This is a genomic window from Achromobacter sp. UMC71 (genome assembly GCF_014170305.1).
GTDB lineage: Bacteria > Pseudomonadota > Gammaproteobacteria > Burkholderiales > Burkholderiaceae_B > Achromobacter.
The window spans coordinates 303,582-323,951 of sequence record NZ_LZZT01000047.1 but is presented as its reverse complement, the minus strand read 5'-3'; the positions used below and the strand labels follow the sequence as shown (position 1 = coordinate 323,951).

The window sequence follows — 20,370 nt, the reverse complement described above, 5'->3', positions numbered from 1 at the left end:
CCGCCCGCACTCAGAAATCCTGGGCGGCGGGACGCAGCACGATCTCATTGATGTCCACATCCGACGGCTGCTCGATCGCGTAAGCGATCGCGCGCGCCACGGCGTCGGCGCCGATCGCGATCTGGTAGAAATCGTCCACCGCCTTGCGGCTTTCTGTGTGCGACACGCCTTGCTTGAGTTCAGTGTCGACGGCGCCGGGTTCGATGGTGGTGGTGCGGATCTTGCCGCCGACCTCATGCCGCAGGCCTTCGGAAATTGCCCGCACCGCGAACTTGGTGCCGCTGTACACGGTGCCGCCAGGGCTGAACACCTTCAGGCCCGCGACCGACGCGATATTGATGAAATGCCCGCTTTCCTGCTTCTGGAACAGCGGCAGCACGGCGGCAATGCCATACAGCACGCCCTTGATATTGATGTCGATCATGCGGTCCCACTCCTGCACCCGCGTATCGGCCAGCGGTGCAATCGCCATATAGCCCGCATTGTTGACCAGGACGTCCACCCGTCCGAACGCGCGAACCGCCGTGTCGATCAGCGCCTGTACATCAGCCTGACGCGCCACATCGGTGGCCGCCACTTCCACCTTGCCGCCCGCCGCGCGGATCTCGGCGGCAATCGCTTGCAGGCGGTCCAGGCGGCGCGCGCCCAGCACCAGGCTTGCGCCCTGCGCTGCCAGGTGCCGCGCCGTGGCTTCACCCAATCCGCTGCTGGCGCCGGTGATCACCACCACTTTGCCTTCGATGTTCTTGCTCATGACATTCTCCTGTCAGCCCCGGGGGGCCATGTGTTGTGATGAATGTCAGTATCGGCAGCGGCAGAAATCCAGTAAATGGAAACGTTTTTATTTTAGAATTCCAAATATTGGAATTCTCATCCGACGACACAAGGGCTGCCCATGCTGAACCGCCTGGAAATGCTGCGCCTGTTCTGCGCCGCGGCCGACGCCGCCAGCTTCAAGGAAGCCGCGCTGCGGCTGGGCACCTCGCCGCAGGCCATCACCCGCGCGGTGCAGGAACTGGAAGCGCAAATCGGCGAAGTCCTGTTCCACCGCAACACGCGCGGCAACCAGATCACCGAATTCGGCGAGCAACTGGCGCGCGAGGCCCGCGCCAGCCTGTCGCAGATCGACGGCCTGTTCCAGCGCCCGTCGGCCCAGGCCCGCGACGGCATGGCGGGCGTCTTGCGCATCACCGCCCCGATCTCGCTCGGCCGGATGTTCATTGCGCCGCTGCTGCGCGACATTGGCCAGCGTCATCCCGCCATCCGCTTTGACCTGCGCCTGTCAGACCAGATCGCCGACGTGGTCGACGAGAAAATCGATATCGGCGTACGGCTGGGATCGCTGCGCGACAGCCGCTACGTCGCCAAAGCAGTGACCAAGCTGAACTTCTTCATCGTCGGTTCGCCCGAGTTGATCGCGCGCTGCGGCACGCCAACCCATCTGGAGCAGTTGGCCGCGTTGCCGGTCACCGCCTTGATCGACCGCGGCACCGGCCGCCCCTGGTCTTGGCAATTGGCCCAGGACGGACTCTGGACGCCATCCCAGCCCGCCTTCGGCACCAACGACCTGGAAGCCGAATGCGATGCGGTGCTGTCCGGTCTGGGTTTCGGCCATCTGGTCAGCTATGTAGCCGTCCCGCATCTGCGCACCGGCAAGCTGGTGGCGGTGCTGCCCGAGCTGTCGCCAGCCCCCTGGGACCTGTATGTCTATCGTCCGCAGCGCGGCCCGGTGCCGGCGCGTGTCAGGCTCGTGTTCGACGAACTGGTCGCCTTGTTTGCCGACCCCGCGCGCTTCCCGGTCGACCCGGCGCCGCCCATGCCTGATCGCGCTAGAACGAAACCAAGCGCTTCAGGCACGCGTCCACCACCGTCATCACCGCCTTTTCCAGCCGCTCGCGCTCGGCGCCGGACGCCCCGCTGATCAGCAGCTGTTCGTAACGTTGAAAGTCCGTCAGCGGCACCTTGGACTGCAGGCCGTCCAGCACGCATTGGCAGTACCCCTTGGCCTTGTCATCCACCTTGTCGATGCCGGCCGGCGCCTTGGCCTTGAAGCCCTGCACGCATGAGGCATAGGTCACACGCTGGACCTCGGCGGGGTATTCCTCTTTCTTGCCGCAGGCGGCAAGCAGCAACAGCACCATCACGCTCGCGCCCAAGGCGCGGCTGGGCCGAATTGGCATGGCATCCCTCTGGTCTGAGACAGGAAGGCCCGATTTTGGCACGCCTGCCGCCCGCCGTCGCCTCCCCGCCAACCTGGTTTGCGCCCGCCCCACGGGCAGTTGCCGCCATGACGGCCCGCATGCTACAAGACGGCCCTTCGCCCCAATCCTGACCCGTCATGTTCACCGCTACGGCATTGAGCTTTTTCGTCGCCGGTATCGCCCTCGTGCTGGCCATGCCCGGCCCCACCAATACCTTGCTGGCGGCGGCGGGTCTGCGCCAGGGCTTTGCCCGTTCGGCGCGACTGACGGGCGCGGAACTGGCCGGCTATCTGGTGTCGATCACGGTGTGGGGCCGCTTCCTGAGCCAGGCCGCGCAGATCCTGCCCTGGCTGCCCACGGCGGTGCGCATTGCCAGCAGCCTCTACATCGCCTATCTGGCCTGGCGCATGTGGCGTGCGGCGCACGCCGTGCCGTCAGCGGCGCAGCAGGTCATCGGCCTGCGCACCCTGTTCACGGCCACGTTGCTCAACCCCAAGGGCATCCTGTTCGCCAGCACCATTTTCCCGCCCGCGGCCTTCGCCAGCCTGTCCGGCTATGCCTTGTGCATGGCCATTTTCTCGGCGTTGCTGGTGCCTATCGGCCTGGCCTGGGTGTTATTCGGCGCCACCCTCGGCGGCGAGAAACTGAAATGGATCGACCCGGCCAGGATGCAGCGCGCCGCCTCGATCGTGCTGGGTGCTTTCTCGGTGACGGTCGCCTGGTCGGTCTTCAAGTAAGCGCAAGAACCGGATAGCCCGGCTCCGCGCGGGCGCCTATCGTTCCTGGGTCATTCACCCTCAAGGATCGATCATGCATCAATTGGCCGGCAAAGTTGCCATCGTCACGGGCGCCAGTTCTGGAATCGGCTACGAAGCCGCAAAGCTGTTCGCGCGCGAAGGCGCCAGGCTGGTGCTGGTGGCACGGCGGCAAGCCGAGCTGGACCAGCTTGCCGCCGAGATCGAAGCCATGGGCAGCCATGCCGCCGTGCTGGCGGGCGATGTACGCGATGAAGCCCTGGCGCGGGACGCCGTGGCTGCCGCCCACGCCCGCTTCGGCGGCCTGGACATCGCCTTCAACAATGCCGGCATGACTGGCCCCGCCGTGCCGGTGCACGAGCTTTCGCCCGCAGAATGGCGCGACATCCTGGATACCAACCTCACCAGCGCCTTCCTGGGCGCGCGCCACCAGATCCCCGCCCTGCTCGAACGCGGCGGCGGCTCGCTGATCTTCACGTCCACCTTCGTCGGCTATACCGCCGGTTTTCCCGGCATGGGCGCCTATGCGGCCAGCAAAGCCGGCCTGATCGGGCTGACGCAGGTCATCGCCGCCGAATACGGGGCTCGCGGCATCCGCGCCAATGCCCTGCTGCCCGGCGGCACGGACACGCCGATGGGCCGGGCCTCAATGGACACGCCCGAAGCGCGCGGCTACGTCGAAGGCCTGCACGCGCTCAAGCGGCTGGCCACGCCTGCCGAGATCGCGCGATCGGCGCTGTACCTGGCCTCGGACGCGTCCAGCTTCACCACCGGCACGGCGCTGCTGGTCGACGGCGGCGTATCGATCAACCGCGGCTGACGCCAAGGCCCCGCCCCGTTCCGATCAGGCGGCAAGGCGCAGTTCGTCAAACTGCACCTTGCCGCCCTGCACCACCAGCGGAATGCGTTCGCCCTGCCCCAGCAGGCAGGACACATCGCGCAACGGGTCGCCATCGACCACCAGCAGGTCCGCTATGGCGCCGGGCGCGATGCAGCCCAGCTTGCCCTGCATGCCCAGCACCTCGGCGCCCACCCGCGTGGCGCTGGCGATCACCGCCTGTGGCCCCAACACCTCGGCCCGCAGGCGGAATTCATCGCTTTGCAGCCGCTGCGACGGGCCCAGCAGGTCACTGCCATAGCCCATTTTCACGCCCGCATCGCGATAGATTTCCAGCGACCGCAGACCGGCATCGCGCACCTGCGAAATCTTGGCCACGCTTTCCGGCGGCAGGCCGAAATCGCCGCCTTCGCTGGCCAGCGCCTCGTAGGTCACCAGCGTCGGCACGGCATACGCCTGGCTTTGCGCCATCAACCGGGCGGTCTCGGCGTCGACCAGATTGCCGTGCTCGATCGTGCGCACCCCGCAACGCACGGCGCGGGCGATCGCCTCGGCCGTATAGGCATGCGCCAACACGTAGGTCTGGCGGCCGCGGGCCTCGGCCACGATGGCGCGGATCTCGTCTTCGGAGTAACCCCACGCGCCCACCGGGTCGGTGGGCGACGCCACCCCGCCCGACGCCATGATCTTGATCTGGTCCGCGCCCATCTGCAGTTCCTGGCGCACCGCCCGGCGCACCGCATCCACGCCGTCGGCCACGCGCGCCAGCGCTCCCACCCGCACGCAGCACGGACACGGTGAATCATCGTTCAGGAAATCGCTGCGGGCCCGCATGTCGCCGTGTCCGCCCGTCTGGCTGAGCGCCCGGCCAGACACGAACAATCGCGGACCCTGCACCAGCCCCAGCTCGACCGCCTGCTTGAACGCATGCCCCGCGCCGCCCGCGTCCCGCACGGTAGTGAAGCCGCGCCGCAGCATACCGCGCAGGATCGGCGCCGACCGGAAGGTCACCAGCACGTTAGGCATGCTGACCTGCTGCGCCAGGTTCAACTCCACGGCGATCACATGCACGTGCAGGTCGATCAGACCCGGCATCAGGGTCTTGCCCTTCAGGTCGATCACCCGCGCCGACGACGCCTGCAAGGGGCGGTCGGACACCTCTTTGATCAGGCCGTCCTCCACGAGCACATCGTGGTCGCCCTGCAGATCGGCATGGGCCGGGTCCAGCAGCGCGGCGTTCTTGAACAATAGGGTTTGCATGATGCTCCCGCAATCAAAGCGTAAGTAGGACCGGCAGCACCGCCGGCAGCGTCAGTTGTGCATAGGGACGGCACGCGGCGGCGTCGGCCGGACCGTACCAATGGGCCGCGTGCAGCAGGTTCAGCGAGCCCAGCGTGCGGCCGCGCCAGCGGATCGGCATGTTCAGCACACTCTGGCAGCCCAGGGAATCGATCAGGGCGTGGTCCGAGAACACCTGGCGCAGATCATCCAGCGTGTGCCCGATGTAGGCCTCGCCGCGATCCAGCACGGCCTCGGTCCAAGGCCCCTGGGCCACCGTCTTGCTGCCGCCCGCCGGGTAGGCGTCGGGCAGGTTCGAATACAGCCGCGTTGCCAGCGCGGTCTCGGGGTCGTAGGACAGAATGGTGAACAGCCGGTGGCCGATCTGTGCCGCCAGCGCGCGGTCGACCGCGGCGAACACCGCCTGCGGCTGGTCCAGGGCGGCGTGGGCGCCCGCCACCGCATCCAGTTCGGGGACCGCTAGCGCGGGTCCCGTGTGACGAATGGACTTCATTGCGTTTCTCCTGCGGCGATTTCCTCGAGCGAGCGGCCGCGCGTCGGCACGCCCATCAACACCACCACGGCGGCGCCCAGCAACAGCACGACCGTCGTCAGGCCGAACACACCCAAAAAGCCGAAGTTCGGATACAGGTAGCCGACCAGGATCGGCGACACGATCGCGCCGATCCGCCCGATGGCCGACGCCAGCCCCGCGCCGGTGGTGCGCACCGCCGTCGGAAAAACCTCGGCCGTGTAGGCATACACGCCTGCATAAGTACCGTTCATGAAGAACGACATGCAGATGCCGGCCAGCATGATCTGCTCGTTGCTCTGCGAGAAAGCCAGGCCCAGCGCGCTGGCCCCGCCCAACAGCATGTAAGTGGCGATGGTGGCCTGGCGGCCGATCTTCTCGTTGAACCAGGCCGCGCTGAAATAGCCCGGCACCTGCGCGCAATAGATCGCCAGCGAATACGAAAAACTCTTGGTGATGCTCATGCCGGTCTCGACCAGCAGCCCCGGGATCCACACGAAGAACGAGTAGTAGCTGAACGTGATCGACAGCCACATGATCCACGTCATGATGGTGATGCGTGCCTGGCGGCCCGCCAGCAATAGCATGAAGTTCTCGCGCAGCGTGCCGCTTTTGCCGGTGGCCGCCGCGATTTCGGGCTGCGCCTCGGCCAGCGCGTAGCCGCGCCGCGCGAAGTCCGCTTCGATCTTGTCCAGGATGCGCGAGGCCTCGTCAGTCCGGCCCCGGCTTTCCAGCCAGCGCGGCGATTCGGGCAGCGCCCGGCGCCACCACAGCAGCATCACCACCGGCAGCGCCGTGATGACCAGCACCATGCGCCAACCCTCGTCATGCGCCGGCACGATGAAATACCCCAGCAGCGCCGCCGCCACGAAGCCGAACGAGAAGAATCCCGCCAGCGCCCCGGTGAAGCTGCCCCGGAACCGCCGGGCCACGAATTCGGCCAGGTACGGCGCGATGATCGCGCTTTCCGCGCCGGTGCCGATCCCCGCCACGATCCGCGCCGCGAAGAACGGCGGCCAGCTGTTCACGAAAGCGCTGACGAGCGAGGCCACGCAATACAGTGCCAGCGCCCAGATCATCACCGTGCGGCGTCCAATCAGGTCGCCCAGCGTGCCCGCCAGCAACGCGCCGAAGAAAAAGCCGATGTAGGTGCTGCTGCCCAGCAGGCCGATCTGCACGCTGGACAGTTCCCAGGTCTTGCGCAGCACGGGCAGGATGAACGCCAGCACCGCGGCGTCCATGGCATCGAACATATACCCCAGGCCGCCCATCAGCAGCAGATGTTTGTGGAAATGCGCGAACGGCAGACGCTCGATGCGTCCCGAAATCATGGACATGCGGTTCCCCTTGGTCGACGGCTCGAGCCGTACTGGATGAGAGAACGCATGATAGGCATGCGCGGTTTTATCTCACTAATTTATAGTTATGATGCCCACCATCACTAGTGTGAATGACCTGCCATGACCTTCCGTACCCTCGATCTGAACCTGCTCAAGGTCTTCGAAGCCTTGATGACGGAAGGCAGCGTCACCCGCGCCGCCAACGCACTGTTCATGACCCAGCCCGCCGTCAGCAATGCCCTGGCCCGCCTGCGCGACGGGCTGCAGGACCCGCTGTTTGTGCGGTCCGGCAACGGCGTCATGCCCACCCAGCGCGCCGCCGTCCTATGGGCCGAACTGGGCGAAGCCTTGGGCCGCATGCGCGGCGCCCTGGACGCCCAGGCCTTCGACCCGGCCCAGGCCTCGGTGGAATTCAGCCTGTCCATGTCCGACTACACCGCCGGCGTCGTCATGCCGCGCCTGTGCAACCACCTGGCGCAGGTCGCGCCGCTGGCGCGCGTGCGCACCGTACCCAACACCGTGCTGGAAATCGCCGACCAGCTGGAAGACAACCGTGTCGACTGCGTGCTGAGCGTGTACGTAAACGAAGCCCAGCACGCCAACCACATCCGCTCGCGTTCGCTCTGGCGGGTCGATTACGCCTGCTTCATGCGCGCCGGCCATCCCCTGGCGGCCATGAAGCGCCTGAGCACCCGCGCCTTCCTGGCCGCGCGTCACGTCGACGTCAGCCTGGCCGGCACCGCGCTGCCGTCCTACGACATCTACCTGGCGGCGCGCGGCTTGTCGCGCAACGTGGTTGCCATCGTCAACCACTATGGCGTGGCGTATGAAATGGTGCGCCATTCCGACATGCTGGCCGTGCTGCCGCGCAACCTGGGCGCGCAATCCCCGCACGCCCCCTACCTGCACGCTATGCCACTGCCGCTGCATGCGCCGCCGCGGATACTGAGCCTGTTCTGGCATCAACGCAACGACACCGTGCCGGCGCAGCGCTGGCTGAGGCAGACGTTGGTGGATATGTTTGCGAGCGGGGAGAATGCAGGGGTCGGATGAGCCGATAGCGGCAGCAGACGCATCAGCGGCAATCGCTGGAGCAGCGTGCGTGCAAGTCAAGCCAATACGGAAACCATTACCCTCGCTACACTTGCGCCTGACAATCCATTTCAGCCGCAACGTTCCACCATGACAGCCACGCCCGCCTCCCCCTACCCCGCCGCCATCGACCCCGACCAGGTCGGCGAATACCCCGCCATCACCCATTCGGGCGGCGGCTACTTCTACGACGACGTCCTGGAATACCGGGTATGGGTGCATCCGCACGCCGGCGGGGAAGACCTGCACGATGGCGACGACTACTACTATCCGTTCGCCACCTTCGAGGACGCGGCCGAGTGCGCGGACGAAACGCCAGGCGCCGAACGCCCGTTGGTGCTGGTGCGGCAACGCGAGTGCATCGGCGAGCCGACCCCGGGCGTGTTCGAGCATGTCACCGTCGAACGCATCACCGAGTGGCGCGTGGAATGGCTGGCGGACAGCAAGCGTGCCGCCACCTCGATCCCCGACTTCCTGCGAAGCCGGGGCCAATAAGGCCTGCGAGCGCCAGAAGGCGCCGGGCGCAGGCCCTAGCTCATGTACACACCGCCGTTGATGGCGTAGTTGGCGCCGGTCACGAACGCCGCTTCATCCGACGCCAGCCAGGCGCATAGCCCGGCCAGATCCTTGGCGGTGCCCAGCCGGCCCACCGGCACGCTTTCGATGATGCGGTCCAGCAGCGCCGGCGGAAATGCCTTCACCGTGTCATCGGCGATGAAGCCCGGCGACACCAGGTTGACCGTCACCCCGCGCGCCGCCACTTCCTGCGCCAGCGACCGCGTGAAGCCGATGACCGCGCCCTTGGCGGTGGCATAGTTGATCTGGCCGATCTGGCCTTTCTCGGCGGCAACGGAACCGATATTGATGATGCGGCCCCAGCCGCGGTCGGCCATGCTGTCGACGACCTGCTTGGTGCTGTTGAACAACGTGTCCAGGTTGCTGCGCAGCACCGCCGACCAGTCGGCGTGGCTCATCTGCCGAAAGCGCATGTCCAGCATGGCGCCGGCGTTGTTGACCAGCACATCGATGTCGCCTACCTCGCGGCGCACCTTGGCGAAGGCTGCCTCGGTCGAAGCCCAGTCGGTGGCGTCGCCTTCGGACGCGATGAAGTCATAACCCAACGACTTCTGTTCCTTCAACCAGTGATCCTTGCGGGACGAACGCGGCCCGCAGCCGGCCACGACGCGGTGCCCCGCGTGGTGCAGCGCCTGGCAGATCGCGGTGCCCGTGTGGCCCATCCCGCTGGTGACATAAGCAATGCGCAAAGCCATGAACGACCTCCTTTCAAGAAACGCGTAGCGGTGCCGCCGGTCAGGCGACGGAACCGACCAGGGGGAACAAGCCGAATGCCAGCGCCGCGGCCAGCATGACCAGGCAGACCATCGTGGCCCACTTGAGCGAATAACGCTGGTGATCGCCGAACTCGACACCGGCCAGGCCGACCAGCAGGTAGGTGGACGGCACCAGCGGACTGAGCAGGTGCACCGGCTGGCCGATCAGGGACGCGCGCGCCATTTCCACGGGGGAAATGCCATAGCCTTGCGCGGCCTCGCTCAGGATCGGCAGCACGCCGAAATAGAAGGCATCGTTGGACATGAAGAACGTGAACGGCAGGCTGACCAGCGCGGTGATACCGGCCAGGTAGGGGCCAAGCGCGTCGGGAATCACGGCCAGCAGGCTGCGCGACATGGCTTCGACCATGCCAGTGCCGGACAGGATGCCGGTGAAGATGCCGGCCGCGAAAATCAGCGACACCACCGACAGCACGTTGCCGGCGTGCTGCGCAACGCGGCGGCGCTGCTCGGCCAGGTTCGGGTAATTGATGATCAGTGCAATGGCGAAGGCGATCATGAACAGCACCGGCAAGGGCAGCACGCCCAAGACCAGGCTCACCATCAGCGCCAGCGTCAGGCCGGCATTGACCCACAGCAGCTTGGGGCGGCGCAGATCGTGGTCGACTTCGATTTCCGGCAAGTTCTTGGGGCCGTCCTCGTCGTAGCCCGCATGTAGCGAAGCGCCGTCCGGCAGCGACAGCACGCCCAGGCGGCGGCGCTCGCGCAGACCCAGGAAGAAGGCCAGCACCAGGATGGCGACGATGGCCACGCCCATCACCGGCACCAGCGGCACGAAGATGTCGCCGGCGTCCACATGCAGCGCGCTGGCGGCGCGGGCAGTCGGCCCGCCCCACGGCGTCAGGTTCATGACACCGCTGGCCAGCATGGCCAGGCAGGTCATGGACAGCGCATTCATTTTCAGGCGGCGGTACAGCGGCAGCATGGAGGCCACCACGATCATGTAGGTGGTGGAGCCGTCGCCGTCCAGGGAGATCACCAGGGCCAGCACCGTGGTGCCGACGACGATCTTGAGCGGATCGCCCTTCACGGCGTGCAGGATGCGGCCCACGATGGGGTCGAACAGGCCCGCGTCGATCATGACGCCGAAGTACAGGATGGCGAACATCAGCATCACGCCGGTCGGCGCGATTTTGCGGATGCCGTCGAGCATCATCTTGTCGATGCCGGCGCCGAAGCCGCCCAGCAGGGCAAAAATAATGGGGACAAGGATAAGGGCAACCAACGGCGACAGGCGCTTGGTCATGATCAACGTCATGAACGTGATCACCATGCCGAAGCCGAGCAGGGTCAAAAGCATTGGGGTATCTCCGGACTCGTTGTTATGTGCGCCTTGGGGAGCGCTGGGCCGGAAGGCTAGGAGCAAAAGCTGTCGGGAACCTGTCGTGACCGCCCGGAACGACGCTCGACGCTGGCCAACGAGAGACCTAGGACAAATCTGAAAATCTCTGCGGATGCAACCGTCTTCGCTCTCGCCGACACACAATCCCTACGCTGATCCGAGTTGCTCCATTCACGTCATTTCATAACAAGCAGCGCCCGGCCGGGAGCGGCAGCCCCGTGTCCGGCCGGGACGCCGCGCGATCTCAAAGGGAAAATATGAAACAAGAGAAGCCACACCAGCGTCCCCCCGCAAACTTCCAGGTGCGCCCAGGCGTTCTGGCCACGCATGCAGCCCTTCTGGTGCTGGGCCACGCGCTCGCGGCGACTGCGCAGGCACAGACCTACGTCAATTACGACGGCACCCGGACCAACGATGAGAACGCCGCGGTCGCGAGCTGGGCGAAGCAACCGGAGTTCAAGGCAGATTGGGGGCTGGACGCGATGAACGCGCAATACGCTTACGCGCGCGGCCTGAGCGGCGCGGGCGTGAAGCTGGGGTCAGTCGATTCCGGCTATCTGCCCACGCATCAGGAGTTCGCCCGCCGCGGCGTCATTGCCCTGGAGGTCAAAGGCACCTATCGGAATGACGGCGACCAGCTGGACGGCTCGCAGCTCAGCTGGCGCGCCGGCGATGCCTTCGACCGTCCAGGCGATTACATCAGCAAGACGGACCTGGCTCGCAAAACGGGGGCAAACGATAACCACGGCAACCACGTCTCGGGTACCATCGCCGCCGCCAAGAATGGCCTGGGCATGATGGGCGTGTCGTTCGGCAGCCAGTACTACACCACCAACTCCAACGGCACGGACGAGTCCATATACGGGTCCAACATGGACTACAACTATTTCAAGGCCGCCTATGGCAATTTGGCGGCCGCCGGCGTGCGCGTCATCAACAGCAGCTGGGGTTCGCCGCCTGATGCGGACGACTATGGCAGCGTGGAGGGTTTCACCCAGGCATACCTGCGCCTGAACGGCGCGGGCAAGAAAACGTGGCTGGACGCCGCCGCGGACGTCTCGTTGCAATATGGCACGCTGCAGGTCTGGGCCAATGGCAATGCCGGCAAAAAAAATTCCTCGATTCGCGCCGGCGTGCCCTATTTCCGACCGGAAATTGAAAAATACTGGATTGCGGTTACGGGCCTGAAGCAATCAGGTGACCAGATCTTCAACCAATGCGGCCTGGCCAAATATTGGTGCCTCGCCGCGCCGGGTACCAACATCCTCAGCGCCGACGTGGCCGGTAACGACAAATACGTGTCGTGGAATGGCACGTCCATGGCGGCGCCGCACGTGACCGGCGCGCTGGGCCTGCTGATGGAGCGCTACCCATACTTGGGCAACGAGGAGATCCGCACGATCCTGCTGACCACCGCCTCGCATCGCGGCGAGGGGCCCGCCGACACGCCAAACGTCGTCTACGGCTGGGGGGTACCGGACCTGCGCAAAGGCATGGACGGCCCCGCCCAGCTGTTGGGGCAGTTCACCGCCAACCTGCCCGCCGGTGTGTCCGACACGTGGAAAAACAACATTTCCGAAGCGGCCCTGACGCAACGCCGACTCGAGGAAGCCAAGGAAATCGACGCCTGGGTCGCCGAAAAGGCCGCGCTGCAAAGCCGCATCGTGGCCGTGCCGAGCGCTGCCTCGGCCACCCCTGACATGATCGCCGGCATGACCCAAGGCCGCGCCCTGCTCAAAGAAGCCATCCAGTCGAACATCAAGGCAGGTTATAAGGCCAAGCGCTTCGACGCGGCAATGGCGGCACTGCGCGCCCATCCCCAGGGGGCGCTCTTGCTGGGACTGTATGAATCGGCGCACCCCGGATGGCGTAACAAGTATAGCCAGACCACTGACTACGACAACTTCATCGCCGGACGCACTGACAGCGAACTGACGCTGACGGCCATCGACGCGCCACGCATTGCCGCCATCGACCAAAACAGATCGGTCCAGGACCAGATCGATGTCCGCCAAGGACGGATCGCTGCGCTGGCGGCCAAGACCGATGCCAACTACCGAGGCAGCCTCGTGAAAGCGGGGGCCGGCACACTGGTACTGTCCGGCAACAACAGTTACTCCGGCGGCACCCAGTTGCGGGAAGGCACGCTGGGGGTGGGTCACAACAACGCGCTCGGCACCGGCCTCCTCGCCATGTCGCAAGGCGCCACACTGCAGGCAGCCGCCAACGGCTTGTCCCTGGGCAATGCGATCTCGCTGACCGGCGTTGGCAATATCGACACCCAGGCCTACACGCTGAAGCTGACGGGCGCATTGAACGATGGCCAGGGCGCTGGTGGATTGACCAAACAGGGCCCCGGCACACTCGTGCTGGCCGGCGTCAGCGCCTATTCCGGGCCGACGCTGCTCCTGAACGGCACGTTGCGCGCCGGCTCGGCCCGGGGATTCTCGTCACGTAGTGCCTTCCTGCTCAATGCCGGCACGCAACTCGACCTGGGCGGCCTGGACCAGACCATCGGCTCGCTGTCCGGCAGCGGCAGCGTCGCGCTGGGCGCGGCCACGCTGACCACCGGCGCCGACAATCAACAAAGTGTCTATACCGGCCAGATCCGCGGCGCCGGCGGCGTGATCAAGACCGGCACGGGCATGTTCACGCTGGACGCCGACAACAGCGCCTACGTCGGTCACGTCACCGTGGCCGGCGGCGGCCTGTGGCTGCGCGACAACGCGCGGCTGGGCGCCAGCGTGCTGGCGCGCAACGGCACCGTGCTGGGCGGTACCGGCAGCCTGGGCGCCACCACGATCGAGGCGGGCGCGGTACACGCGCCCGGCGATCCTGGCGGCGGGCAAGTGATCACCGGCGATTATGTCAACCACGGCACCCTGCGCGCGAGCGGGGCGCCTGCGGCGATCAGCCGCGTGGATGTCGCCGGACAGGTGGACATTACCGGCGCCACGCTGGAACTGCAGCTCTCGCCCATGGACGCGGCGGCATGGCAGCCATTGAATGGTCCCTACACGCTGATCGCCAAGCGCAGCCCCGGCGCGGTCAAGGGCGAGTTCACGACGCTGCGCAACCCCTTGCTTTTCCTCGATGCGCCGGTCAGCATCACGGGCGGCGACGGCAACGACGTCACGCTCGCGCTCAAACGCAACGACCGCGGCATGGCCAGCCTGACCCACACCGCCAACCAGGCCAACGTGGCCACGGCTATCGACGCCCTGCCACACCAGCACGAAGTCTGGCGCACTGTCGCGTTGAGTACCCACGTGGCCGACCTGAGTCCGGCCCTGGCTCAACTGTCCGGCGACACCCACGCCAGCGTCGTCTCGGCGCTGGCGGGCCCCGCCATGGCGCCCGCCTCCCAGAACGGACTGGCGGCGCTGCGCTACAACCTGTCGGCGCCCATGCGGCCTGGCGCGCCCACGGCGGCCGTTGACAATGGCACGCCGCTGCCCCTCTCGGCCCTGCCGCGCAGCGGCGCGTCGCCGCTGTGGGTTCAACTGGGCGGCGAATGGAGCAACCTGGCTGGGGACGGCAACGCGCCGAACCTGACCCAGCACAGCACCTCGCTGACAATAGGCGGGGACGCGCCCGTGGGCGCAGGCTGGCGCATGGGCGGCGCCTTCGGCTACACGGATGCGCGGCTGAGCGCGCAATCGCGCCAGGCCAGCGCCAAGACCGAGAGCTACAGCGCCACCGTCTACGGCGGCAAGGCCTATGCGCTCGGCGCAGGCGCCCTCAAGCTGATGGCCGGCGGCGCCTATTCCTGGCACCAGATCGACTCGCAACGGCAAGTGCGCTATGGCAGCCTGGACGAGCGGCTCACTGCCGGCTATCGCGGTGCCACCACGCAGTTGTTCACCGAGCTCGGCTACGCGCTGCCGCTATCGGCCGCGGCCAGCATAGAGCCGTTTGTCGGCCTGGCATGGAGCCAGCTGCGCATGAACGCGTTCTCGGAGTCCGGCGGCTCGGCGGCGCTGTCCAGCGACGGACAGCGCCAGCGCAACGTCAGCAGCCTGGCGGGCCTGCGTGGAAACTGGCGGGTACCCGGTTCGAGCATCGCGCTGCGCGGCATGCTCGGGTGGCGCCATGTCTATGGCGAAACCCGGCCTTCGGTCGCGTTATCGTTCGACCAGGGCCCGGCTTTCAGCGTGGCGGGAACCCCGATCGCGCGCGACGCCGCAAGCCTGGAGCTGGGCGCCGATCTCGTGCAGATACGTAACATGACGGCCGGCTTGAGCTACGCCGGCGAGTTCGGCGGCGGCAACCGCCAACACGCCGGATCGATTGACGTGCGTTGGCATTTCTGAGGCGTGTGCGGCGCCCGGCTGTTACCCGGCGGGCCGCGCATCTTCGGCGAGAGCGGACCCTCCGGACGCTGAGGGTCCGGTGGTCGCGGACCTATTCCAGGGACGGATAATCGGCGGACGACCTCGATCGTTATGCGACAATCTCGCGCATGCGAATTCTGGTGATCGAAGACGACGAGGACCTGGCCGACGCGCTCGTACGCCGACTGCGTCGTCTTGGGCATGCCGTCGATTACCAGAGTGATGGCTTGAGCGCGGATGGGGTGTTGCAGTACGAGACCTTTGATCTGGTGATTCTGGATATCGGCTTGCCGCGGATGTCGGGGTTTGATGTGTTGCATCGGTTGCGCGACCGCGGTAGCAAGACACCGGTGCTGGCATTGACGGCGCGGATCGATATCGAGGATCGGGTACATGCGCTCGATACCGGGGCCGATGATTACCTGGCCAAGCCGTTTGATTTTCGCGAGCTGGAAGCGCGCTGCCGGGCATTGCTGCGGCGGCCCAGCGCGCAGGCAGCCGGCGTGTTGCGGTTCGGGGAACTGGTGATCGACAGCGCCGCGCGGCATGTCAGTCTGGCCGGGCAGCGCATCGAGCTGCCCAAGCGCGAATACAGCTTGCTTGAAATCCTGCTGGCGGGGATGAATCGCGCGGTCAGCAAGTCGGAGATCGCGAACAAGTTGTTTGCGTTTGACGACGACGCGGCGCCGAATGCGATCGAGGTGTATATCGCGCGGCTGCGCAAGAAGCTCGAAGGATCGCCGCTGCGCATCGAGACGCAGCGCGGCACGGGGTATCTGCTGACGGCGGTGGATGAGAGCCAGCCGGCCGCGTCCGGCACGGCGCCGGAGCCCGCGCCGGACGCCCCGCGGGACTGAGCCGTGCAGCACGGCCGCCGCATTTCCGTACGCCGCCGCTTGCTGGCCATGCTGCTGGCGCTGTTCGTGGTGGCGCTGGGCGCGCTATACACGCTGGTGCGCGGCTATGCGCAACAGACCGCCGACACCACGTACGACCAATTGCTGCGCGCCTCGGTGCTGTCGATGGCCGACAGCCTGCAACTGGTGCAGGGCGACTGGCAGATGGATATGCCCTACGCGGCGCTCGCGCTGCTGGAACAGGCGCCGCGCGACCGGGTGTTCTACCGGGTCGCGGCGGCGGACGGCGCGTTGATTTCGGGGTATGCCGATCTGCCGCTGCCGCCCGCACGCCACGCCGAGGCCGCGGATTCGCCGCAGCTGTATGCCACCACTTACCAGGGTCAGCCCGTGCGGGTCGCGTGGATGGAACGCAAGGTCGCCGGCCCGCGCGCGACCGAGTCCGCACGGATCCTGGTGGCGCAAACGCGCGAGGCCCGCGATGCGCTGGCCGAACGCATTTTGTGGCAAGGCACACTGGCGCTGATCGGCTTTACCGCCGCCGCGCTGGCGCTGGCCTACTGGGGGCTGCAACGTTCGCTGTCGCCGATCCAGCGCATCGAGCGCGAGCTGGCCGGGCGCAGCGCGTCAGACCTGCATCCCATCGCGGCGCCCGTGCCCGAGGAACTCGATACGCTGGTGCATTCGCTGGACGGCTTCATGGCCCGCCTGGCCGAAAACCTGGACACCCTGCGCCTGTTCATCGCCGAGGCCGCGCACCAGCTGCGCACGCCGCTGGCGGCGCTGCACGCGCAGATGGAAGTCGCGCTGGACGAAGAAGACCCCGCGGAACAGCGCCGCAGCCTGCTGGCCGTGCTGCGCAACGCCGAAAAGCTGTCGCGCCTGGTCAACCAGCTGCTCAGCGACGCCAGCGTGATCCACCGCAGCAACCTGCGCAGATTCGAGCCTGTGGACCTGGCCGAACTGCTGCGCCAGGCGGTCCATGACACGGTGCCGCAGGCCGACCCGCAGCCCGACGTGCGGCTACATCTGCCGGACACCGGCGCGGCAATGGCCCCCGGCGACAGCCTGATGCTGCGCGAGGCCTTCAAGAATCTCATCGACAACGCTCTGCGCCACGGCGCCTCGGAAGACGGTCATATCGATATCGGGCTGCAACGGCGGGACGAACACTGGCGCATTGCGGTGTCGGACCGCGGCCCCGGCATTGCTCCCGCGCAGGCGCACAGCGCCTTCGAGCGCTTTTCGCGCGGCCCCAATCCGCGCACGCCGGGCGCCGGGCTGGGCCTGTCGATCGTCAAGCGCGTGGTCGACATCCACCAGGGCCAGCTCTGCCTGAGCAATCGCCCGGAAGGCGGCCTGGACGCCGTGATCACCTTGCCGGTTCACCGCCATGACGCCTAGATTCCTTCTGCTTGCCCGCCTGGCGGCCGGCTGCGCCGCCCTGCTGTTGGCCGCCGTCGGCCATTCCGCCGAAACCAGCGGCGACGGCCTGGTGCTCGGCCCTGCCGCCAGCAAGCACGTGCTGGTGGTGCACGCGTCCAACAGCGTGCAGGTGTTTCGCGGCGTACTCGAAGACTTCAGCCAGCTGAACCCCGGCGTGCGGCTGGAATACACCGAGCTGTCGACCCAGGCGCTGTACAGCGACACGGTGGCGCGCGCCGCGCAGGCGCCCGGCGTCAAGGCTGGCCCGGACCTGGTCATCAGCAGCGCCATGGACCTGCAGACCAAGCTGGTCAACGACGGCCTGGCCCAGCCCCATGTCTCGCCCGAAACCCGCGCCCTGCCCGCCTGGGCCAACTGGCGCGACGAAGTCTTCAGCATCGGCATCGACCCCATCGTAATCGTCTACGACACGCGCCGGCTGGACGCGGCGCGCGCGCCCCGCACGCGCCGCGAACTGCTGGCACTGCTGCAGGCGTCAGATCAGCCGCTGGCCGGCCGCGTCTCGACCTACGACGTGGAAGGCAGCGGCATCGGCTACCTGGCCGCCACCCAGGATGCGCGGCTGGACAGCCTGGCCGGCGCGCTGCTGGCCGCGCTGGGCCGCAACCGTGTCGCCGTGCATCAGTCCACCGAAGACGCCCTGGACAAGCTGCAACGCGGCGAGATCACGCTGGCCTACAACCTGCTGGAATCCTATACCCGCCATCGCATCGACCAGGGCGCGCCGCTGGCCATCGTCTACCCGCAGGATTACACCTTGATGCTGTCGCGCTCGGCCATCATTCCGCGGCAGGCGCCGCGCGCGGACCTGGGCGCCCGCTTCCTGGACTACCTGCTGTCGCCACGCGGCCAGGAGATGCTGTCCCGCCAGTCCGGCATGCGGCCGGTCGGCGCGTCGGTGATTCCGGCGGCGGGCGTGCGGCCCGTGGGCCTGGGGGTGGGTCTGCTGGTGTACCTGGATCCGCTGAAAAAGCGGCATTTCCTGGACGTCTGGCGGGCGGCGGCGCAGCCGCCACGCAGCGCGGAACAAGCGGGTGGCCTTCCTAGCCCAACTGCCCGCCTGCCCGCACCAGATCGGCCAGCGTGCGTACCTGCATCTTGCGCATCACCCGCCCGCGCCGCACCTTGACGGTGATCTCGCTGACATTCAGCTCGGCGGCGATCTGCTTGTTCAGCATGCCGCGCACCACGCGTTCCATCACCGCCTTTTCGCCATCGGTCAGCGTGTTCCAACGGGCGCGCACCTCTTCGGACCCCGACAGGCTGGCCAGCTGCGCGCGGTCTTGCTCCACCGCCGCGTGGATGGTGTCCAGCAGGTCCTGGTCGCGAAAGGGCTTGGTCAGGAAATCCACCGCGCCCAGCTTCATCGCCGCCACCGACATCGCGATGTCGCCATGGCCGGTGATCATCACCACCGGCATCCGGCGCCGCGCGTGCTGCATGCGGCGCAGCAGGTCCATGCCGCTCTGGCCTGGCAGGCGCACGTCCAGCACCAGGCATCCGGGGCCCGCGCCCGCATCGCTGTCCAGGAACTCCTGCACCGACCCGTAGCCGCGCACCGGCAGCCCGACCGAGTGCATCAGGTCTTCCAGCGACTCGCGCAACGAGACGTCGTCGTCGACGATATGGACAGTGGCCGGCTCGGGCCGTGCGTGCGTGTTCATGATGATGGTTCTTCCTCGGGTGCCGCCGGCAGCGTAAAACAGAACACCGCGCCGCCACGCCCGGCGGGCTCGGCCCACAGGCGGCCGCCGTGGCTTTCGATGATGCCGCGGCTGATGGTCAAACCCAATCCAGTGCCGTCCGGCTTGGTCGTCCAGAACGTGTCGAACAGGCGCTCGCGTGCCTGCGGGCTCAGGCCGGGTCCGGTATCGGTCAACGAAAACTGCACCTGCCCAGGCTCTTGCGCCGTCAGACGCAGCGTCAGTTGGCGCGCGCCGGCGGGGGTATCCTGCATGGCTTCGATGGCGTTGAGCACCAAGTTGACAATCACCTGCCCCAACTGCACACGGTCTCCCAGCACCTCGGGCATGTGCTCCTGAATACGGGTGGACAGCACCACCTCGTGGCGGTCGAGTTCGCCGCCAGCCCGTTCCAGCACATCGCCGATCACATCGGGCAGCGCCAGCCGGGTCCGTTGCGGCGCGGCATTGCGCGCATCGCGCCGAATCCGCGCCACCACCTCGCTCGCCCGGGTCACATCGTCCGTCATGCGCTGCAAGGCGCGCAAGGCGCGTTCGATATTGGGCGGTTCATGCTCCAGCCAGCGCTGGCAGGCGCTGCCGCTGGTGGCGATGGCCGCCAGCGGCTGGTTGATCTCGTGGGCAATCGACGCCGTCAGTTCGCCCAGGCTGTGAATGCGGGCCATGCGCGCCAGCTGCGTGCGGGCCTCGAATGCCGCGTCTTCAGCCGCCGCGCGCTTGAGCGCCAGGTAGGCCGTCACCCCAATCGCGGCAATGCTGATCAGCGCGTTGATCAGCCCCAGCTCGCGCAGCGCACCGCCATTGGGCGTCAGGAACAGGCTGATCAGGGTCAGCGCCGCGCAGACCACCGCCACCACGATCACGCCGCGCCGCGGCAGGAAACTGAATGCCGCCAGGATCACCGCCACGTAGAACACGGCCACGGCGATTTCCAGGCGGGTAAAGGTGTCCGCCAGGAAAATAGCCGCCATCAGCGCGATCAGCAGCGCGATGCCCGCGCCCGGGCGCTGTTTCAAACCCCTGGCCAGCTTGTGGAACATGGCGCGACCACCCCGGTGTAAGGAAAGCGGCGCCGGCTCCGATGCGCCGCGCGCCGCGACACGCCATTGTAGAGACAGCCGGCGGCCGTGGCCTACCGCCGTAAAGCGTGCGTATACCAAGGTATACGCGGGCCACCCCAATCCCGCCTCGCGCCGCGGGGAGCCGGTTCCTATAATTTTTTCATCCCCCGCGCGGCGCTGCGGCCCAGCCGCGCCCTGTCCTTCAACGTTCACCGGCAGATTCCCATGAAACTCTCCAT

The 20,370-nt window shown here is 67.0% G+C and carries 18 protein-coding genes; 9 read left to right on the top strand and 9 right to left on the bottom strand.

Features of this window, described 5'->3' with window-relative positions:
- Positions 1–10 precede the first annotated feature (10 nt).
- Positions 11–754, bottom strand: a complete 744-nt coding sequence (locus tag A9974_RS24175) for an SDR family oxidoreductase (protein ID WP_183006742.1) — start codon at positions 752–754, stop codon at positions 11–13.
- A gap of 141 nt (positions 755–895) precedes the next feature.
- Between A9974_RS24175 and A9974_RS24170 the strand changes: the two genes are divergently transcribed.
- Positions 896–1,921, top strand: coding sequence for a LysR family transcriptional regulator (locus tag A9974_RS24170; protein ID WP_183006741.1), 1,026 nt, complete (start codon positions 896–898; stop codon positions 1,919–1,921).
- On the opposite strand, the gene A9974_RS24165 is transcribed toward A9974_RS24170, so the two are convergent.
- Positions 1,830–2,180, bottom strand: a complete 351-nt coding sequence (locus A9974_RS24165; RefSeq protein WP_183006740.1) for a hypothetical protein — start codon at positions 2,178–2,180, stop codon at positions 1,830–1,832. The genes A9974_RS24170 and A9974_RS24165 overlap by 92 nt on opposite strands.
- Before the next feature lie 158 nt (positions 2,181–2,338).
- On the opposite strand from A9974_RS24165, the gene A9974_RS24160 reads away from it, so the two are divergent.
- Both A9974_RS24160 and A9974_RS24155 read left to right on the top strand, forming a co-directional pair.
- Entirely contained in the window at positions 2,339–2,938 is a 600-nt protein-coding gene (locus A9974_RS24160) for a LysE family translocator (protein ID WP_183006739.1), read from the top strand.
- Positions 2,939–3,011: 73 nt separating this feature from the next.
- Positions 3,012–3,776 carry an SDR family oxidoreductase gene (locus tag A9974_RS24155; RefSeq protein ID WP_183006738.1) on the top strand — a complete coding sequence of 255 codons (765 nt, stop codon included), beginning with the start codon at positions 3,012–3,014 and terminating at the stop codon, positions 3,774–3,776.
- A gap of 24 nt (positions 3,777–3,800) precedes the next feature.
- Here the strand turns inward: A9974_RS24155 and A9974_RS24150 are convergent, their stop codons facing one another.
- The 3 genes from A9974_RS24150 to A9974_RS24140 are packed head-to-tail and all read right to left on the bottom strand — an operon-like array spanning position 3,801 to position 6,941.
- Entirely contained in the window at positions 3,801–5,054 is a 1,254-nt protein-coding gene (locus tag A9974_RS24150; RefSeq protein WP_183006737.1) for an amidohydrolase family protein, read from the bottom strand.
- Positions 5,055–5,067: 13 nt separating this feature from the next.
- Positions 5,068–5,586, bottom strand: a complete 519-nt coding sequence (locus tag A9974_RS24145; RefSeq protein WP_183006736.1) for a GAF domain-containing protein — start codon at positions 5,584–5,586, stop codon at positions 5,068–5,070.
- Positions 5,583–6,941: an MFS transporter gene (locus A9974_RS24140; RefSeq protein WP_183006735.1), complete on the bottom strand. Its 1,359-nt coding sequence runs from the start codon at positions 6,939–6,941 to the stop codon at positions 5,583–5,585. Before A9974_RS24140 ends, A9974_RS24145 begins: the two co-directional genes overlap by 4 nt.
- Before the next feature lie 123 nt (positions 6,942–7,064).
- On the opposite strand from A9974_RS24140, the gene A9974_RS24135 reads away from it, so the two are divergent.
- A complete protein-coding gene (locus A9974_RS24135; protein ID WP_183006734.1) occupies positions 7,065–7,997 on the top strand; it encodes a LysR family transcriptional regulator in 933 nt (310 codons plus the stop codon).
- Positions 7,998–8,126: 129 nt separating this feature from the next.
- Positions 8,127–8,531, top strand: a complete 405-nt coding sequence (locus tag A9974_RS24130) for a GCN5 family acetyltransferase (protein ID WP_183006733.1) — start codon at positions 8,127–8,129, stop codon at positions 8,529–8,531.
- Positions 8,532–8,566: 35 nt separating this feature from the next.
- Here the strand turns inward: A9974_RS24130 and A9974_RS24125 are convergent, their stop codons facing one another.
- Together A9974_RS24125 and A9974_RS24120 are read right to left on the bottom strand one after the other, a co-directional pair.
- Entirely contained in the window at positions 8,567–9,307 is a 741-nt protein-coding gene (locus A9974_RS24125) for an SDR family oxidoreductase (protein ID WP_183006732.1), read from the bottom strand.
- Between the two features lie 40 nt (positions 9,308–9,347).
- Positions 9,348–10,688 carry a CitMHS family transporter gene (locus A9974_RS24120; RefSeq protein WP_183006731.1) on the bottom strand — a complete coding sequence of 447 codons (1,341 nt, stop codon included), beginning with the start codon at positions 10,686–10,688 and terminating at the stop codon, positions 9,348–9,350.
- Positions 10,689–11,032: 344 nt separating this feature from the next.
- Between A9974_RS24120 and A9974_RS24115 the strand changes: the two genes are divergently transcribed.
- From A9974_RS24115 to A9974_RS24100, 4 genes are all read left to right on the top strand, one after another.
- Positions 11,033–15,043 (top strand): autotransporter domain-containing protein, encoded by a 4,011-nt coding sequence (locus A9974_RS24115; protein WP_183006730.1) that lies wholly within the window; start codon positions 11,033–11,035, stop codon positions 15,041–15,043.
- A 149-nt stretch (positions 15,044–15,192) separates the two neighbouring features.
- Positions 15,193–15,921 (top strand): response regulator transcription factor, encoded by a 729-nt coding sequence (locus A9974_RS24110; RefSeq protein WP_183006729.1) that lies wholly within the window; start codon positions 15,193–15,195, stop codon positions 15,919–15,921.
- Between the two features lie 3 nt (positions 15,922–15,924).
- Positions 15,925–17,325 (top strand): sensor histidine kinase N-terminal domain-containing protein, encoded by a 1,401-nt coding sequence (locus A9974_RS24105; protein WP_370539680.1) that lies wholly within the window; start codon positions 15,925–15,927, stop codon positions 17,323–17,325.
- Entirely contained in the window at positions 17,315–18,496 is a 1,182-nt protein-coding gene (locus tag A9974_RS24100) for an ABC transporter substrate-binding protein (RefSeq protein WP_183006728.1), read from the top strand. Before A9974_RS24105 ends, A9974_RS24100 begins: the two co-directional genes overlap by 11 nt.
- On the opposite strand, the gene A9974_RS24095 is transcribed toward A9974_RS24100, so the two are convergent.
- Both A9974_RS24095 and A9974_RS24090 read right to left on the bottom strand, forming a co-directional pair.
- Positions 18,411–19,031 carry a response regulator transcription factor gene (locus A9974_RS24095; RefSeq protein WP_183006727.1) on the bottom strand — a complete coding sequence of 207 codons (621 nt, stop codon included), beginning with the start codon at positions 19,029–19,031 and terminating at the stop codon, positions 18,411–18,413. The two genes, A9974_RS24100 and A9974_RS24095, sit on opposite strands and share 86 nt — an antisense overlap.
- Positions 19,028–20,110 (bottom strand): sensor histidine kinase, encoded by a 1,083-nt coding sequence (locus A9974_RS24090; RefSeq protein WP_183006726.1) that lies wholly within the window; start codon positions 20,108–20,110, stop codon positions 19,028–19,030. Before A9974_RS24090 ends, A9974_RS24095 begins: the two co-directional genes overlap by 4 nt.
- Positions 20,111–20,370 lie beyond the last annotated feature (260 nt).

Bases quoted from the DNA above. Each gene is read 5' to 3' on its own strand.
- A9974_RS24140 (WP_183006735.1), bottom strand. From the start codon at position 6,941: ATGTCCATGATTTCGGGACGCATCGAGCGTCTGCCGTTCGCGCATTTC.
- A9974_RS24155 (WP_183006738.1), top strand. From the start codon at position 3,012: ATGCATCAATTGGCCGGCAAAGTTGCCATCGTCACGGGCGCCAGTTCT.
- A9974_RS24130 (WP_183006733.1), top strand. From the start codon at position 8,127: ATGACAGCCACGCCCGCCTCCCCCTACCCCGCCGCCATCGACCCCGAC.
- A9974_RS24145 (WP_183006736.1), bottom strand. From the start codon at position 5,586: ATGAAGTCCATTCGTCACACGGGACCCGCGCTAGCGGTCCCCGAACTG.
- A9974_RS24175 (WP_183006742.1), bottom strand. From the start codon at position 754: ATGAGCAAGAACATCGAAGGCAAAGTGGTGGTGATCACCGGCGCCAGC.
- A9974_RS24125 (WP_183006732.1), bottom strand. From the start codon at position 9,307: ATGGCTTTGCGCATTGCTTATGTCACCAGCGGGATGGGCCACACGGGC.
- A9974_RS24090 (WP_183006726.1), bottom strand. From the start codon at position 20,110: ATGTTCCACAAGCTGGCCAGGGGTTTGAAACAGCGCCCGGGCGCGGGC.
- A9974_RS24150 (WP_183006737.1), bottom strand. From the start codon at position 5,054: ATGCAAACCCTATTGTTCAAGAACGCCGCGCTGCTGGACCCGGCCCAT.
- A9974_RS24165 (WP_183006740.1), bottom strand. From the start codon at position 2,180: ATGCCAATTCGGCCCAGCCGCGCCTTGGGCGCGAGCGTGATGGTGCTG.
- A9974_RS24110 (WP_183006729.1), top strand. From the start codon at position 15,193: ATGCGAATTCTGGTGATCGAAGACGACGAGGACCTGGCCGACGCGCTC.
- A9974_RS24170 (WP_183006741.1), top strand. From the start codon at position 896: ATGCTGAACCGCCTGGAAATGCTGCGCCTGTTCTGCGCCGCGGCCGAC.
- A9974_RS24095 (WP_183006727.1), bottom strand. From the start codon at position 19,031: ATGAACACGCACGCACGGCCCGAGCCGGCCACTGTCCATATCGTCGAC.
- A9974_RS24135 (WP_183006734.1), top strand. From the start codon at position 7,065: ATGACCTTCCGTACCCTCGATCTGAACCTGCTCAAGGTCTTCGAAGCC.
- A9974_RS24100 (WP_183006728.1), top strand. From the start codon at position 17,315: ATGACGCCTAGATTCCTTCTGCTTGCCCGCCTGGCGGCCGGCTGCGCC.
- A9974_RS24160 (WP_183006739.1), top strand. From the start codon at position 2,339: ATGTTCACCGCTACGGCATTGAGCTTTTTCGTCGCCGGTATCGCCCTC.
- A9974_RS24120 (WP_183006731.1), bottom strand. From the start codon at position 10,688: ATGCTTTTGACCCTGCTCGGCTTCGGCATGGTGATCACGTTCATGACG.